Consider the following 14118-nt stretch of genomic DNA (forward strand, 5'->3'; position numbering starts at 1 on the left):
TGGGCCGTGGACCGCGGCGTCCGAGCCCGCTCGGAGCGCCGGGCACGCCCGGAGCGCCGGGCAGGCTCAGAAGAGAGGCTCGGGCAGCACGCCCTCCAGTGCGAGCAGCTTGCGTTTCGTCTCCAGGCCGCCGCCGAACCCGCCGATGCCGCCGTCGCTCTCCACGACCCGGTGGCAGGGCACCACCACCGGCAACGGGTTGGAGCCCATCGCGACCCCCACGGCCTGCGCGGCGCCCGGCTGGCCGACCCGCTGGGCCAGGTCGCCGTATCCGACGACCGCTCCGTACGGGACGCCCGCGGCCAGTTCGCGCAGCACCTGACGGTTGAAGCCGGAGATCAGCGACCAGTCCAGGGGCAGTTCGAAGCCGTTCCGCGCACCGGACAGATAGGCCTCCACCTGACGTATCGCCTCGGCCAGCAGGGGCGATCCGGGAGCCTGGACCGGTTCGGAGCCCAGCCGTGAGCGCAGGTGTTCCAGAGCCCGGTCGCGCACCTCGTCGGTGGCGTGGAAGACGACGTTGACCAGTCCCTCGCGGGTCGCCGCCAGCAGCAGCGGTCCGATGTCGGTGGTGACGACGGCCCACACCACCCGCTGCCCGTCCTGCCCATCGCTGTTCATGCGACCACCGTACGGCCCGCCACCGACAACGCGGCGCGAACGGGGATTCTCCCGGCCTCCCCGCGGTCCGCGGGGAGGCCGGCCGGTGACGGCGCCGCCGCCCGGCGCGGGGCCGCGCTCCGAGTCCGCGGCGAGCGGGGTGTCCGCCGGGGCGGGTGTCCCCTCGCGGCCGCAGCCCGGCCGCCCCGGCGACGTGTGCTGCCGCGGCGCCGGCGGCGCATGGGCTACGGCCGACGGCCCGCCGTCCGAAGGAAGCCGGTCACGGCTTCCACGTAGTCCTGCGGGTGGGTCACGTGAGGAACGTGCCCGGCCCCGTCGAAGGTGTGCAGCCGTGCCTGCGGCAGGGCGTCGGCGATCCGGGTCGTGATGGTGGCGAACCACGGCGGGCTCGCGGTCCCCCGGGTCACCAGCGCGGGCGCGGTGAAACGCGACAGGGCGCCGGGGTCCGGCACCGCCCAGCCGGGATCCTGCTGCTCGTCGAGGAAGGTGGGGGCGTTTCCCAGGAACGTCTCACGCATCCTGTCCGGGAGCTGTTCCCAGGCGCCGGGGCCGAAGGCCACCTCTTCCACGAACAGGCGGGCACCGGCGTGCGTCTCGCCCGCGCGCAGGTGGTCCAGGACAGCACCGATCTTCCGGTCGGTGGCGTTCATCAGGGGCAGGAGATCGGGCTCATCGGCGACCATGCCCATCAGAGGGGGCTCGTGCACGATCAGGCCCCGGAAGAGTTCAGGGCGTCGGCCGGCCAGGCCCAGAACGATCGACGCACCGAAGGAGTTCCCCGCGACATACGCCGGTGCGAGGCCCAGCTCTTCCATCAGTGCGCCCAGGTCGTCCTCGTCCTCGGCGCGGGAGCCCTGTCCCGGCGGGCGCTCGCTCCGACTGTGGCCGCGCCGGTCGTAGACCAGCACCTGGTACCGCTGGGCGAGGCCGGCCAGGACCGGCTCCCAGCTGTGGTGATCACCCCATGAGCCGTGCACCAGCACCAGCGGGTCACCGGCGCCGACCGTCTCGTAGAAGAGACCGACGCCGTTGACACGAACACCTGCCATGGAAGTCCTCCCTGCTCGACCACATCACCGCGTGCCGGGGCCGCTCTGTCATTCAGCCAGCCGAGGACCCGGTGGGCATCCCGGCCGCCGGGAGGAAGGGACCAGACGGCGTAAGACGCGTGGGTCTGCCCGGCCCCCGCCGTCCGTCCAGGCGGCCCCGGGCGGCCCCGGGCGGCCCCGGGCGGCCCCGGGCGGCCCCGGGCGGCCCCGGGCGGCCCCGGGCGGCCGCGGCGGCAACAGCGCCGCCGTCGTGGCGGTCCGCGCGCGTCCTTGCGGGCTCCTGCCGCCCCGCAGGCCGAGGGGGCACCTTCACGCCCGCCGTCGCGGCGGAGGGCCAGGGCCGCGTGGGGGCGGGCGCGCGGTGGACGCGGGGGCGAGGCGACGGCTGCGCGGACATGTGAGACGGGTGCCTCCGGTCGTGCACACCCGTCGGGGACCGGGGCGGGTCTGTGTTTCTTCGCGGGAAAATCGTTCGGCTGTTCAGACGGGGGTCATACTCTCTGCACCTCGCCCGACCGTCCGGCGGTTCCCGGGAGGAGGGATGTCAGGACATCGCGGGACGCACAGGGCGGAAGGGCTGCCGCACATGCAGGGCACGATCGACGGATTCAGCTACGGGCTGGTCACCCCCGTGGCGGCCACTCTGACGGCCTGGCTCGGCGGTGCCCTCGGCCTGCACTGCACCGCACGGTCCCTGCTGGTCACGCAGACGTGGCGCCCCGGATGGCTCGCCCTGGGCTCGGCCGCCATCGGCTCGGGCGTCTGGACGATGCACTTCATCGCGATGATGGGCTTCGCGGTCGGGGAGGCCCCGGTCCACTACGACCGGCCCGTCACCTACGCCAGTCTCGGCGTCGCCATCGGCATGGTGGGCATCGGGGTCTTCATCGTCGGCTACCGGGGCGCCCGCGGCGCGGCCCTGTTCACCGGCGGCGCGGTCGCCGGACTGGGCATCGCCACGATGCACTACCTGGGCATGGCGGGGATGCGCCTGGACGGCGAACTGGAGTACGACACGCCCACCGTCGCCGCGTCCGTCGTGATCGCCATGGCGGCCGCCACCGCCGCGCTCCGGGCGGCCGGCCAGGCGCGGGGCTTCGCCCGGAGCGTCGGAGCGAGCCTCGTCCTGGCGCTCGGCGTGGCCGGCACGCACTACCTGGGCATGGCCGCGGTCAGCGTCCGCCTCCACGGCACCGCCCCGGCCGCCGGTGACCCGCCCGCGGCCCTGCTCGCGCCGGTGCTCATCGGGCCTGTGGTCTTCCTCGGTCTCGCGGCGATGGTCGTCCTGTCCGACCCGCTGACGGTCGCGGGCCGCCCCGACCGGCCCCGCGCGGAACGCAAGCCGGGCGTACCCGTCCGCACGCCGGTGGAGCCCCACCCCGCCCGACGCCTCGCCCGCGGTCCGCGGGCCTCACAGCACCGCTGACCCGTCCCGGCGGTCCGCTCGGACCAGGCCCGGCCCGGCCCGAGCGCCCCTCCGGGCGGCCGGCCGCGGGCCCGAACCCGCCCCGTTGTCAGTGCCGGGTCGTACGGTGGACTCCATGCGGCCCGTTTCCCACATCGAACGCACGGTGGCGCCCTTCGAGGTCGTCAGCCCCTACCAGCCCAACGGCGACCAGCCGACCGCCATCGCCGACCTGGCCCGGCGCATCGAGGCAGGCGAGAAGGACGTCGTCCTGCTGGGTGCGACCGGTACCGGCAAATCCGCCACCACCGCGTGGATGATCGAGAAGCTCCAGCGCCCCACCCTGGTGATGGCGCCGAACAAGACCCTGGCCGCCCAGCTGGCGAACGAGTTCCGCGAGCTCCTGCCGAACAACGCGGTCGAGTACTTCGTGTCGTACTACGACTACTACCAGCCCGAGGCCTACGTCCCGCAGTCGGACACCTACATCGAGAAGGACTCCTCGATCAACGAGGAGGTGGAGCGGCTGCGGCACTCCGCGACCAACTCCCTGCTCACCCGCCGGGACGTCATCGTGGTGGCCTCCGTGTCCTGCATCTACGGCCTCGGCACCCCGCAGGAGTACGTCGACCGCATGGTCCCGCTGCGCGTCGGCGACGAGATCGACCGCGACGAGCTGCTGCGCCGTTTCGTGGACATCCAGTACACGCGCAACGACATGGCGTTCACCCGCGGCACCTTCCGGGTGCGCGGCGACACCATCGAGATCTTCCCGGTCTACGAGGAGCTCGCCGTCCGGATCGAGATGTTCGGCGACGAGATCGAGGCCCTGTCGACCCTGCACCCGCTCACCGGCGAGATCATCAGCGACGACGAGCTGCTGTACGTCTTCCCGGCCTCCCACTACGTGGCCGGTCCGGAGCGCATGGAGCGGGCCGTCAACGACATCGAGAAGGAGCTCGGCGAGCGGCTGGCCGAGCTGGAGAAGCAGGGCAAGCTGCTGGAGGCCCAGCGCCTGCGGATGCGCACCACCTACGACCTCGAGATGCTCCGCCAGATCGGCTCCTGCTCCGGTGTGGAGAACTACTCGATGCACTTCGACGGACGGCAGCCGGGCTCGCCGCCCAACACCCTGCTGGACTACTTCCCCGACGACTTCCTCCTCGTCATCGACGAGTCCCACGTGACGGTCCCGCAGATCGGCGCCATGTACGAGGGCGACGCCTCCCGCAAGCGGACTCTCGTCGACCACGGCTTCCGGCTGCCCTCCGCCCTCGACAACCGTCCGCTGAAGTGGGAGGAGTTCCAGGAGCGCATCGGCCAGACCGTGTACCTCTCGGCGACACCCGGCACCTACGAACTGTCCCGCGGGGACGGCGTCGTCGAGCAGATCATCCGCCCCACCGGCCTCGTCGACCCCGAGGTCGTCGTCAAGCCCACCGAGGGGCAGATCGACGACCTGGTGCACGAGATCCGCACCCGGGTCGAGAAGGACGAGCGCGTCCTGGTCACCACGCTCACCAAGAAGATGGCCGAGGACCTCACCGACTACTTCCTCGAACTCGGGATCCAGGTGCGCTACCTCCACAGCGACGTCGACACGCTGCGCCGCGTGGAGCTGCTGCGCGAGCTGCGCAGCGGCGAGTTCGACGTGCTGGTCGGCATCAACCTGCTGCGCGAGGGACTCGACCTGCCCGAGGTGTCCCTGGTGGCGATCCTCGACGCCGACAAGGAGGGCTTCCTGCGCTCCGGCACCTCCCTGATCCAGACCATCGGCCGCGCCGCGCGCAACGTCTCCGGCCAGGTCCACATGTACGCCGACAAGATCACCCCGGCGATGGAGAAGGCCATCGACGAGACCAACCGCCGCCGGGAGAAGCAGATCGCCTACAACAGGGCGAACGGCATCGACCCGCAGCCCCTGCGGAAGAAGATCAACGACATCGTCGCGCAGATCGCCCGCGAGGAGGTCGACACCGAGCAGCTCCTCGGCTCCGGCTACCGGGGGCACCAGGACGGCAAGGGAGCCAAGGCACCGGTCCCGTCGCTCGGCGGCAGCGGCGCCAAGGGCGGCGGGGCGGCCGGGACGGGCGCCAAGGCGGGCAGGTCCGCCAAGGGCGGGACCGCGACGGTGCCGACCGACCGTCCGGCGGCGGAACTCGCCGAGCAGATCGAGGAGCTGACCGCTCGGATGCGGGCCGCCGCGGCCGACCTGCAGTTCGAGATCGCGGCACGGCTGCGCGACGAGGTGTCGGAGATGAAGAGGGAACTGCGCCAGATGAAGGAGGCCGGCCTGGCCTGACCGGGCCACGGGGACACCGGGGGACCGCCGGGCACCCCGGTCCCTTCCCGTGCGCGTGCAGTGTTGCAAGACCGACACAAAGTACGGTCCCGGGTTCGGCAGTGTCAGTGGCGCTGCGTAGGGTTTCGGTCAGCCGCACAGTTCGCGGCAACAGGGGACGTTCGAGAGGGGAATCAGCGCGTGACCGTCAACATGACCAAGGGTCAGGCCATCAGTCTGCAGAAGAACGACGGCGGCAGCCTGAGCGCGGTGCGCATGGGTCTCGGATGGCAGGCGGCCCCCCGGCGCGGCCTGTTCGGCTCGCGTACGCGCGAGATCGACCTGGACGCCTCCGCGGTCCTGTTCGCCGACAAGCAGCCGGTCGACGTCGTGTTCTTCCGCCATCTGGTGAGCGACGACGGCTCCGTGCGCCACACCGGCGACAACCTCGTCGGCGGTGTCGGCCAGGGCGGCGACGACGAGGCCATCCTCGTCGACCTCCAGCGCGTACCGGTCCACATCGACCAGATCGTCTTCACCGTGAACTCCTTCACGGGCCAGACCTTCCAGGAGGTGCAGAACGCGTTCTGCCGCCTGGTCGACGAGACCAACGGCCAGGAGCTGGCCCGCTACACGCTGGCCGGAGGCGGCGCCTACACCGCGCAGATCATGGCCAAGGTGCACCGCAGCGGCAGCGGCTGGACGATGACCGCCCTGGGCACCCCGGCCAACGGCCGCACCTTCCAGGACCTGATGCCGGCCATCCTGCCCGTCCTGTAGGACCGGCGTCCGGGCTCCGCGGAGGCCCGGCCCGGCGAGCGGGACACGACATCACCACGAACGACACAGGGGGACCGAGGCGATGACGGCCGAGCTGGTGCGGGGGCAGAACCATCCGCTCTCCCAGACCCGCCTGGAGATCCGGGTCTCGGCCGGCGAACCGGTCGTGGCCGGTGCCGTGCTCGGGGACCGCAGCGGCAGGGCCGGTGGCGCCGAGGACGTCGCCCACCCGGGCGCGCCCACCCTGCCGGGACTGGAGGTCCCCCGCCGGGCGGCGGCCGATCACCGTCTGGCCGTGGACCTGTCGGCCGTCCCGGACGCCGTGCACCGGGTGAGCATCCTGCTCGCCCTGCCGCCGGGCATCGGCGGACCGGTCCGCTTCGGCGCCGTGGCCGCACCGGCCCTCGCCGTCACCGGCGCCGACGGCACCGGGGTCGCCCGCTACACCATCACCGGCCTCGACGCCGAGTCCGCCGTCGTCGCCCTGGAGCTGTACCGCAGGCAGGGCGCGTGGAAGGTGCGTGCGGTCGGCCAGGGTTATGCGGGCGGCTTGGCCGAGCTGCTCACCGATCAGGGGCTGGCGACGGCGGCCCAGCTCGCCCGGGAGATCGACGAAGCCGTGACACGCGGCATGCCCCGGTCCCCGGCGGCGCCCCCGCAGCGCACGGGGGACACCGGCCGTGCCCGGCAGACGGCACTGCCCGCCGCCGGAGCCGACCAGGGCGGAGCCACGCACGGGAGCACCCGCGGGGGCAGCGGCGAGCGCCACGAGGGCGGCACGGCCTCGCGGCCCGGTCCGCCGTACGGTGACACCACCGCGCACACCGGCCCGTCCGCCGGCCCGCCGTACGACGGCCCTCCCGCCGGGCCGGAGTCCCCGGCCGGGACAGCCGCAGCGGACCGCGGCCGGCGGCCCGGGACGGGCACACCGCAGTCGGCGGCGGTCCCGGCGGAAGAACCTGCCCCGGCCGGAGCCGGCACCGCGGCCTCCCGCACCGCTTCCGGCACCGCTTCCGGCGGTCCGGTCGACTACCGCCACCCTCGCAGGCGGAGCGCCCCGCCGCCTCCGGCCCAGCCAGGCCGGCCCGCGCCCCCCGTGGCGGGCGACGCCAGCGGGTGGTCGATGGACGAGCGGCTCTACAACCAGGTGTGGGGCATGTTCGAGGACCTCGCCCGCACCACCGCCTCGTACCGCGGCGCCGTCGACTTCGCCGACTCCCGGATGGAGAAGGAACTCGGGCAGGCGCTCTCCGACCCGCGCGCCCGCCTCGACGGCCGGGGCGACGCCGCGCGCCAGGCCGCACAGGGCCGACGGGACCAGCTCGTCGAACAGGCCAGACAGGCGCTGGACCGCGACCTCGCCCAGCTGACCGCCGAGTCGGACGTCGTCGAGCCCGCCCTCCCGGCCGCGTACGCCCGCTGGGACAACCCCGTCTGGCACGGGTACCGCGTTCCCATGGAGATGCCGATGGCGATGCGCCTGGGCGATCTCCACCTGCCCGAATGCGCCGGGCTGCGCATCCCGATGCTGGTCCGGCTGCCGCTGGAGCGCGGCCTGTGGATCGACAGCGGCCGCTCCGGCTCGGCCGAGGGCGCTGCCACGGACTCCCACGAACTGCGCCGCTTGAGCATGGACACGGCGGTCGCACACGCGGCGCGGCTGCTCGCGGTGCATCCGGCGGGCGAGTTCACCGTGCATGTCATCGACCCGGCGGGCGCGGGTGTCGCGGCGCTGGACCCGCTGGTCCGGTGCGGCGTGCTCGCGGGCCCGCCCGCGCAGGGCGCGGCCGGGGTCGCGGACGTGCTGGCGAGGCTCACCCAGCGGGTGGACCTCGTGCAGATGGCGGTGCGCGGCGGCGCGTCCGAGGCGCTGCCGCCCGGCTTCGACGCCTCGCACCACCTGGTGATCGTCAACGACTTCCCGCACGGTTTCGACGACCGGGCGGTGAACCAGCTGCGCTATCTCGCGGACGAGGGCCCGGCCGTCGGCGTCCACCTGATGCTGGTCGCCGACCGTGAGGACGCGGCGGGCTACGGGCCGCTGCTGGATCCGCTGTGGCGGTCGCTGCTGCGCCTCACCCCGGTGCCCGACGACCACCTCGCCGACCCCTGGGTCGGGCACTGCTGGACGTACGAGCCGGCGCTCGTGCCGGCCGGCAGCCAGGTGGTCCGGCAGGTCCTCACGCAGGTCGCCGAGACCCGGCGCACCTGGAACCGCTGACTCGGCCAAGCCCGCGTAAAGCTGCTCCGACCTGCGTGTTTGGACGTCTCTTTACTTTCCTCTTTACCTTCCCTTGGTGATATGGGTACCCTGGTCCGTACGGAGGGGAGTACTCCCTGCCAGTTGCGGCGACCCCGTCAATACGGATCAGGCCAGATCCCGGGGCGTCGGCCCGGGCCGCACCGCGCCTCCGGGTGGAAGAGACCTCCGGCAGCGACGACGCTGACTGACAGTTCGCCGTGACGTACTGCCGGAGGCGCAGTGGATGTATCCGTGACCCTGTGGGTCCTCACGATCGTGGGCCTCGCCGCCCTGATCGCGGTCGACTTCTTCATCGGCCGCACACCTCATGACGTGTCGGTCAGGGAAGCCGGCATCTGGACGGTCGTCTGGATCGTTCTCGCCGTCCTCTTCGGGATCGGCCTGCTGGTTCATGCCGGGGGACAGCCCGCGGGCGAGTTCTTCGCGGGCTACATCACCGAGAAGTCCCTCAGCGTCGACAACCTCTTCGTCTTCGTGCTGATCATGGCGAAGTTCGCGGTGCCCTCGCAGTACCAGCAGCGGGTGCTGCTCGTCGGCGTCCTCATAGCCCTGGTCCTGCGCGCCGTCTTCATCGCAGCCGGAGCCGCGATCATCGCGAGCTTCTCCTGGGTGTTCTACCTGTTCGGCGCCTTCCTCATCTGGACGGCCTGGAAGCTCGTCCAGGAGGCCCGCGCCGAGGAGCACGACGAGGAGTACGAGGAGAGCAAGCTCCTCAAGGCCGCCGAGCGCCGCTTCGGCGTCGCCGACCGGTACCACGGCACCAAGCTGTGGATTCGGCAGAACGGCAAGCGGGTCATGACCCCGATGCTGGTCGTGATGCTCGCCATCGGCACCACCGACGTCCTGTTCGCCCTCGACTCGATCCCCGCGATCTTCGGCCTGACGCAGGACCCGTACATCGTCTTCACCGCCAACGCGTTCGCGCTGATGGGTCTGCGGCAGCTGTACTTCCTCATCGGCGGACTGCTGAGAAAGCTGGTCCACCTCTCCTACGGCCTGTCGGTGATCCTCGGCTTCATCGGCGTCAAACTCGTGCTCCACGCGCTGCACGAGTCCGGGGTCCCCGCACCGGAGATCAGCATCCCCGTCTCGCTCGGGGTGATCTGCACGGTCCTGGCCGTCACCACGGTCACCAGTCTGATGGCGAGCCGGAAGCAGCCCACGGCCGAGCCCGCGCACGGCGGTCAGGACGCGCCGAAGGACGGTGCCGACGCCTGACCGCGTCCGGCCCGCGCACCACGTACGCCGGAGGCAGGAAGACTTCCCGGTCTCCGGCGTACGCGGTCCCCGCAGCCGCGCCGACCGGTCCGCGTGCCCGGTCTCCGCACGCCCGTCTCCGCGTGCCCGGTCTCCGCACGGCCGTCCCCAGGGCCGTCCCCGGCCTCGGCCACCCACATGACGCTGCTCGCGCCGACCCTCGTGGGCCCGCCGACCGCCGTACCGGGCCGGGCGGTCCCTTGCGGGACGGCGTGCACCCGGTGCCGCTCGCGGTCTGCCAGGAACCGGCGGTCACCGCGTGGGCGTCAGCCCGCGGGCCGGCTCCGCCGTCAGCGCCGGCCGTGTCTCCGGCAGCAGCGCGAAGCAGCACAGGCTCACCAGTGCGATGCCGGTGAGATAGGCGGCCACCCCCCACGGCACCCGGCCGCCCTGCTCGGCCAGGGCCGTGGCCACGATCGGAGTGAGGGCGCCACCGAGCACCCCGCCCAGGTTGTAGCCGACCGCCGCACCCGTGCACCGCACGCGCGGCTCGTACAGTTCCGGCAGATACGCCGCGACAACGGCGAACATCGTGACGAACGCCAGCAGGGCCCCCAGGAAGCCGAGGAACATCAGCAGCGGCTCACCGGTCGACAGCAGCGCCACCATCGGGAACATCCACACGGCGGCCGCCGCGCACCCGGCCAGGCACATCGGCCGCCGCCCGTGCCGGTCGCCGAGCAGGGCGGCCACGGGTGTGAGCGCCCCCTTGACGACCACCGCCGCCATGATGCAGGCCAGCATCACCGTGCGGCTCACGCCGAGCCGCTCGGTGGCGTACGCCAGGGACCAGGTCGTCACGGCGTAGAAGATCGCGTACCCGATCGCGAGGCCGCCCGCCGTCAGCACCACCAGCCGCCCGTGGCGGCGTACGACCTCGGCGAGCGGCACGCGCGCGGGGGCGTCGATCTCCAGGAACCGCGGGCTCTCGGTCAGCGACGAGCGCAGCCAGAGTCCCGCCACGGCCAGCAGCCCCGCCGCCCAGAACGGCACGCGCCAGCCCCACTGAGCGAACCGCGCCTCGGACAGCGTGGCCGCCAGCGCCAGCGTCACCCCGTTGGCGAGCACGAAGCCCACGGCCGGCCCCACCTGCGGGAAGCTCGACCAGAGCCCGCGCCGCCGGGCGGGGGCGTGCTCGGCCGTCAGCAGCACCGCCCCACCCCACTCCCCGCCGAGCCCGAGCCCCTGCAGGAACCGCAGCACCAGCAGCAGTACGGGCGCCGCGACCCCGATGGTGCCGTAGGAGGGCACACAGCCGACCGCGACCGTGGAGGCGCCGGTCAGCAGCAGTGACAGCACCAGGACAGGCCGTCTGCCGTGCCGGTCCCCGATGTGCCCGAACAGCACCGAGCCCAGCGGCCGCGCCACGAAGCCCACCCCGAACGTCCCGAAGGCGGCCAGGGTCCCCGCCAGCGGCGAGAACGTCGGGAAGAACAACGGCCCCAGGACGAGGGCGGCGGCCGTGCCGTAGACGAAGAAGTCGTAGAACTCGATGGCCGTGCCGGCCAGCGAGGCCGTCGCGAGCCGCAGCATTCCGGGCGCTGTCACCGGGGTCACGGAGTGTACGTCGTGCATGCCGCGTCAACCACCAGCCCTCACCCGGAGTTACGGGGCGCGGGGAAGCGCGACGCCCCTCATCGGGTGGCGGTGACGCGCCGGGCGGGCCGTCGACGCGGACGACACCGCCGTGGGAGGACACGAGTCGCGGATCGGTGTGTCCGCGGTCCACACCGGCTCCCGGGGGACGGCCGCGGGCCGGCCCGCCCGTGATAGACCAAGGGCGAACGCGGCCCCGTCGGGCCGCCCCACCAGAACGGACCGGAGGAAACAGTGCCCCGTACCGTGGCCGACGCCCCGATCATGATCCTCAACGGGCCCACGCTGCACCTGCTCGGCCAGCGCCAGCCGGAGATCTACGGCTCGGACACCCTCGCCGACGTCGAGGCCCTGTGCGCGAAGACGGCGGCCGCGCACGGCGGCACGATCGACTTCCGCCAGTCGAACCACGAGGGTGAACTGGTCGACTGGATCCTTCAGGCCCGGCTCCGCCACTGCGGCATCGTGATCAACCCCGCCGCGTACTCGCACACCTCCGTCGCGATCCTCGACGCGCTGAACGCCTGCGACGGGCTGCCGGTGGTGGAGGTGCACATCTCCAACATCCACCGGCGCGAGGCCTTCCGGCACCACTCCTACGTCTCACAGCGCGCCGACGGCGTCATCGCGGGGTGCGGGGTCCAGGGGTACGCGTTCGCAGTGGAGCGGGTCGTGGCGTTGGCGGGGGCCGCACGGGCCGAGGCGTGAGAGCGGGACGGCGCCTCCCCACGCAGGCGCGCCGGGGGCGCCCGGTCCGAGGGGCAGCCGGGTGCGGCCGGGGCCGCCGGGCACACGGGTGCGGCCGGGGCCGCCGTCCGAGGGCGGGGAGGGCAGGCCGGCGGCTCCGGCCGTGCGGGGAACCGTCCTTCCCGTCCGGGCCTGCCTCCAGTCGACCGCCTGCGCACCCGTGCAGGGAACGCCCGTGAACCGCCGGTGCGTGTACGCGGTCCACACGGGGTGCGCGCCCCCTCCTCGGGCGCGGACCGGCGCGCGGGTCACTCGGGTCGACACCCTTGAGAGCGAAGGAGCCGAGCCGACCCGGGGCCGCAGGACCATGCGTCGAATCGCACGCATCGTCACGCCCGCCCTGCCTGCAGCTGCGGCGGCGGGTGCCGGTGCAGCTGTCCAGGCGGCCATCGCGGCGGGTACGGGGCTCTTCAACTGACCGTCTTCGTGCGGTGGATGCTGGCTCCAACTGAATGCCAGAGGCGCGGGGCCATTCCCCATCGGCCACCGGGGCGGCGATGCCGCCGACCTACCAGCCCCGCTCGTGCCACTCGCCGAGGTGCGGCCGCTCGGCGCCGAGCGTGGTGTCGTCGCCGTGGCCCGGGTAGATCCAGGTCTCGTCCGGGAGCACGAAGACCTTCGCCTCCAGACCCGACATCAACGACTCGAAGTCCTCGGGACGTGTTGTCCTCCCAGGCCCCCCGGGGAAGAGGCAGTCTCCGGTGAACACATGGGGGTGGCCGTGCGGGTCGTCGTAGACCAGGGCGATCGATCCCGGAGTGTGTCCGACGAGGTGGCGGGCGGTCAGCTCCACGCGCCCCACGCGGAGCGTGTCGCCGTCGTCGACGAGGACGTCGGTCGGTACGGGGATGCCCCCGGCGTCGTCCCGGCCGGCGTAGGTGCGCGCCCCGGTGGCCGCGACGACGTCGGCGAGCGCCCGCCAGTGGTCCGCGTGCCGGTGAGTGGTGACGACGGACGCGATGCCGTCGTCACCGATCATGCCGAGCAGGGTGCCGGCCCCGTCGGCCGCGTCGATCAGCAGCTGCTCGTCGGTGGCCCGGCAGCGCAGCAGGTAGGCGTTGTTGTCCATCGGGCCGACCGCGATCTTGGTGATCATCAGGTCCTTGAGCTCGTGCACGTCCGCCGGTCCGCCGACCGTCACCTGTCCGCTGTACGTCATGGCGGCAGCCTATCGCCGGGAGCGGGCCGGGGCCGCGGGCCGACGCCGCGCGCTACAGGGGCGGCAGCTTCGGCAGGGCGCCGCCCTCCGGCGTCAGGGATGTGCCGTCCCGGCGTCCGGCGAGCCATCCGAGCAGGTCGGCGCGGGAGCCCGTGACCGTGACCGCGGGCCGGTCGGCCTCGCGGCCGGTGTGCCATGCGCGCGTGCCGTCGGTCAGCCGGGTCGGCGGCACGTCCGGGCTGCCGGAGAAGCGCCGGACGAGGAAGTCGATCTCCCGCTCCGTGAACTCCGCCGGCAGGTCCTCCAGCTCGTAGCCGATCCCGAGGTCGACGTGGTGCAGTTCGACCTCGGCCCAGCGCCGGAACGGCACGCGCGCCGCGGAGTCGGTGACGCCGTTGCGCAGTTCCACGGTGCGCGACCAGTCGGCAGGCACCTCGCCCAGGGCGCGGAACCGGGCCGCGGTCTCGCGGACGTCCGTGACCTGCACGTCCAGCGGGCGCGGGGCGCCTTCCTCGATGTCGGCGTCGCGCGCCTCTGCGGAGAGGTACATGGGCCGCCCCTCCAGGACGTTCACCAGGGCCTCCGCGTTGCGGGCGAGGTGGGCGAGCACATGGCCGCGGCTCCAGCCGGGCAGGCGTGACGGGTCGGTCACAGCGGCGTCGTCCAGCGTGGCGAGCGCGGTCAGCAGTCGCGCGGTCGCGTCCTGCACTCGGTCCAGGTCATGAGCGTGATCATTCATGCTGCTGACCTTAGTGCCACCACTCGTTCGGGTGAAGGAGTGCGAACCCGCCCGTAAATCGAATGCGCGTGCTATATGGTCGGTGACGGCGTCGGGCATGCTGGAAGGCCGGGGATTGTTGGCAACCGGTGAATCCGTCCGGCGTTGTCAGTGGCTCCCCTTAGTCTGAGCAAGGACGGGGGCCCCGCCCCTGTCTCTTCTCTCAAGAAAGGTGCGGACCG

At 72.9% G+C, this 14118-nt stretch carries 11 protein-coding genes; 6 read left to right on the forward strand and 5 right to left on the reverse strand.

Annotated features, from left to right (window positions below):
* Nucleotides 1–66: 66 nt before the first annotated feature.
* A complete protein-coding gene (locus AC5K6T_RS06385) occupies nucleotides 67–621 on the reverse strand; it encodes a methylated-DNA--[protein]-cysteine S-methyltransferase (protein ID WP_493206389.1) in 555 nt (184 codons plus the stop codon).
* A gap of 224 nt (nucleotides 622–845) precedes the next feature.
* The gene (locus AC5K6T_RS06390; RefSeq protein ID WP_493206390.1) at nucleotides 846–1670 is read right to left on the reverse strand and encodes an alpha/beta fold hydrolase; all 825 of its coding nucleotides are present in this window, start codon (nucleotides 1668–1670) and stop codon (nucleotides 846–848) included.
* A gap of 586 nt (nucleotides 1671–2256) precedes the next feature.
* Between AC5K6T_RS06390 and AC5K6T_RS06395 the strand changes: the two genes are divergently transcribed.
* From AC5K6T_RS06395 to AC5K6T_RS06415, 5 genes are all read left to right on the forward strand, one after another.
* Nucleotides 2257–3096 (forward strand): MHYT domain-containing protein, encoded by an 840-nt coding sequence (locus AC5K6T_RS06395; RefSeq protein ID WP_493206392.1) that lies wholly within the window; start codon nucleotides 2257–2259, stop codon nucleotides 3094–3096.
* 115 nt (nucleotides 3097–3211) lie between these two features.
* Nucleotides 3212–5377 (forward strand): excinuclease ABC subunit UvrB, encoded by a 2166-nt coding sequence (gene uvrB / locus AC5K6T_RS06400; RefSeq protein WP_493206394.1) that lies wholly within the window; start codon nucleotides 3212–3214, stop codon nucleotides 5375–5377.
* Between the two features lie 180 nt (nucleotides 5378–5557).
* Nucleotides 5558–6136 (forward strand): TerD family protein, encoded by a 579-nt coding sequence (locus AC5K6T_RS06405; RefSeq protein ID WP_493206395.1) that lies wholly within the window; start codon nucleotides 5558–5560, stop codon nucleotides 6134–6136.
* 82 nt (nucleotides 6137–6218) lie between these two features.
* A complete protein-coding gene (locus tag AC5K6T_RS06410) occupies nucleotides 6219–8357 on the forward strand; it encodes a TerD family protein (RefSeq protein WP_493206396.1) in 2139 nt (712 codons plus the stop codon).
* Nucleotides 8358–8618: 261 nt separating this feature from the next.
* Entirely contained in the window at nucleotides 8619–9617 is a 999-nt protein-coding gene (locus AC5K6T_RS06415; RefSeq protein ID WP_493206397.1) for a TerC family protein, read from the forward strand.
* A gap of 291 nt (nucleotides 9618–9908) precedes the next feature.
* Here the strand turns inward: AC5K6T_RS06415 and AC5K6T_RS06420 are convergent, their stop codons facing one another.
* Nucleotides 9909–11189, reverse strand: coding sequence for an MFS transporter (locus tag AC5K6T_RS06420; RefSeq protein ID WP_493207383.1), 1281 nt, complete (start codon nucleotides 11187–11189; stop codon nucleotides 9909–9911).
* A 297-nt stretch (nucleotides 11190–11486) separates the two neighbouring features.
* On the opposite strand from AC5K6T_RS06420, the gene aroQ reads away from it, so the two are divergent.
* Complete coding sequence (aroQ, locus tag AC5K6T_RS06425; RefSeq protein WP_493206398.1) at nucleotides 11487–11960, forward strand: type II 3-dehydroquinate dehydratase; 474 nt, start codon at nucleotides 11487–11489, stop codon at nucleotides 11958–11960.
* Between the two features lie 547 nt (nucleotides 11961–12507).
* Here the strand turns inward: aroQ and AC5K6T_RS06430 are convergent.
* Together AC5K6T_RS06430 and AC5K6T_RS06435 are read right to left on the reverse strand one after the other, a co-directional pair.
* Complete coding sequence (locus AC5K6T_RS06430; protein ID WP_493206399.1) at nucleotides 12508–13158, reverse strand: MBL fold metallo-hydrolase; 651 nt, start codon at nucleotides 13156–13158, stop codon at nucleotides 12508–12510.
* Nucleotides 13159–13210: 52 nt separating this feature from the next.
* Complete coding sequence (locus AC5K6T_RS06435) at nucleotides 13211–13897, reverse strand: maleylpyruvate isomerase family mycothiol-dependent enzyme (protein ID WP_493206400.1); 687 nt, start codon at nucleotides 13895–13897, stop codon at nucleotides 13211–13213.
* Between the last annotated feature and the right edge of the window lie 221 nt (nucleotides 13898–14118).

It is taken from the genome of Streptomyces sp. B8-7 (assembly GCF_058833805.1).

Bases quoted from the DNA above. Each gene is read 5' to 3' on its own strand.
- AC5K6T_RS06430 (WP_493206399.1), bottom strand. From the start codon at position 13,158: ATGACGTACAGCGGACAGGTGACGGTCGGCGGACCGGCGGACGTGCAC.
- uvrB (WP_493206394.1), top strand. From the start codon at position 3,212: ATGCGGCCCGTTTCCCACATCGAACGCACGGTGGCGCCCTTCGAGGTC.
- AC5K6T_RS06390 (WP_493206390.1), bottom strand. From the start codon at position 1,670: ATGGCAGGTGTTCGTGTCAACGGCGTCGGTCTCTTCTACGAGACGGTC.
- AC5K6T_RS06435 (WP_493206400.1), bottom strand. From the start codon at position 13,897: ATGAATGATCACGCTCATGACCTGGACCGAGTGCAGGACGCGACCGCG.
- AC5K6T_RS06395 (WP_493206392.1), top strand. From the start codon at position 2,257: ATGCAGGGCACGATCGACGGATTCAGCTACGGGCTGGTCACCCCCGTG.
- AC5K6T_RS06410 (WP_493206396.1), top strand. From the start codon at position 6,219: ATGACGGCCGAGCTGGTGCGGGGGCAGAACCATCCGCTCTCCCAGACC.
- AC5K6T_RS06420 (WP_493207383.1), bottom strand. From the start codon at position 11,189: ATGCTGCGGCTCGCGACGGCCTCGCTGGCCGGCACGGCCATCGAGTTC.
- AC5K6T_RS06385 (WP_493206389.1), bottom strand. From the start codon at position 621: ATGAACAGCGATGGGCAGGACGGGCAGCGGGTGGTGTGGGCCGTCGTC.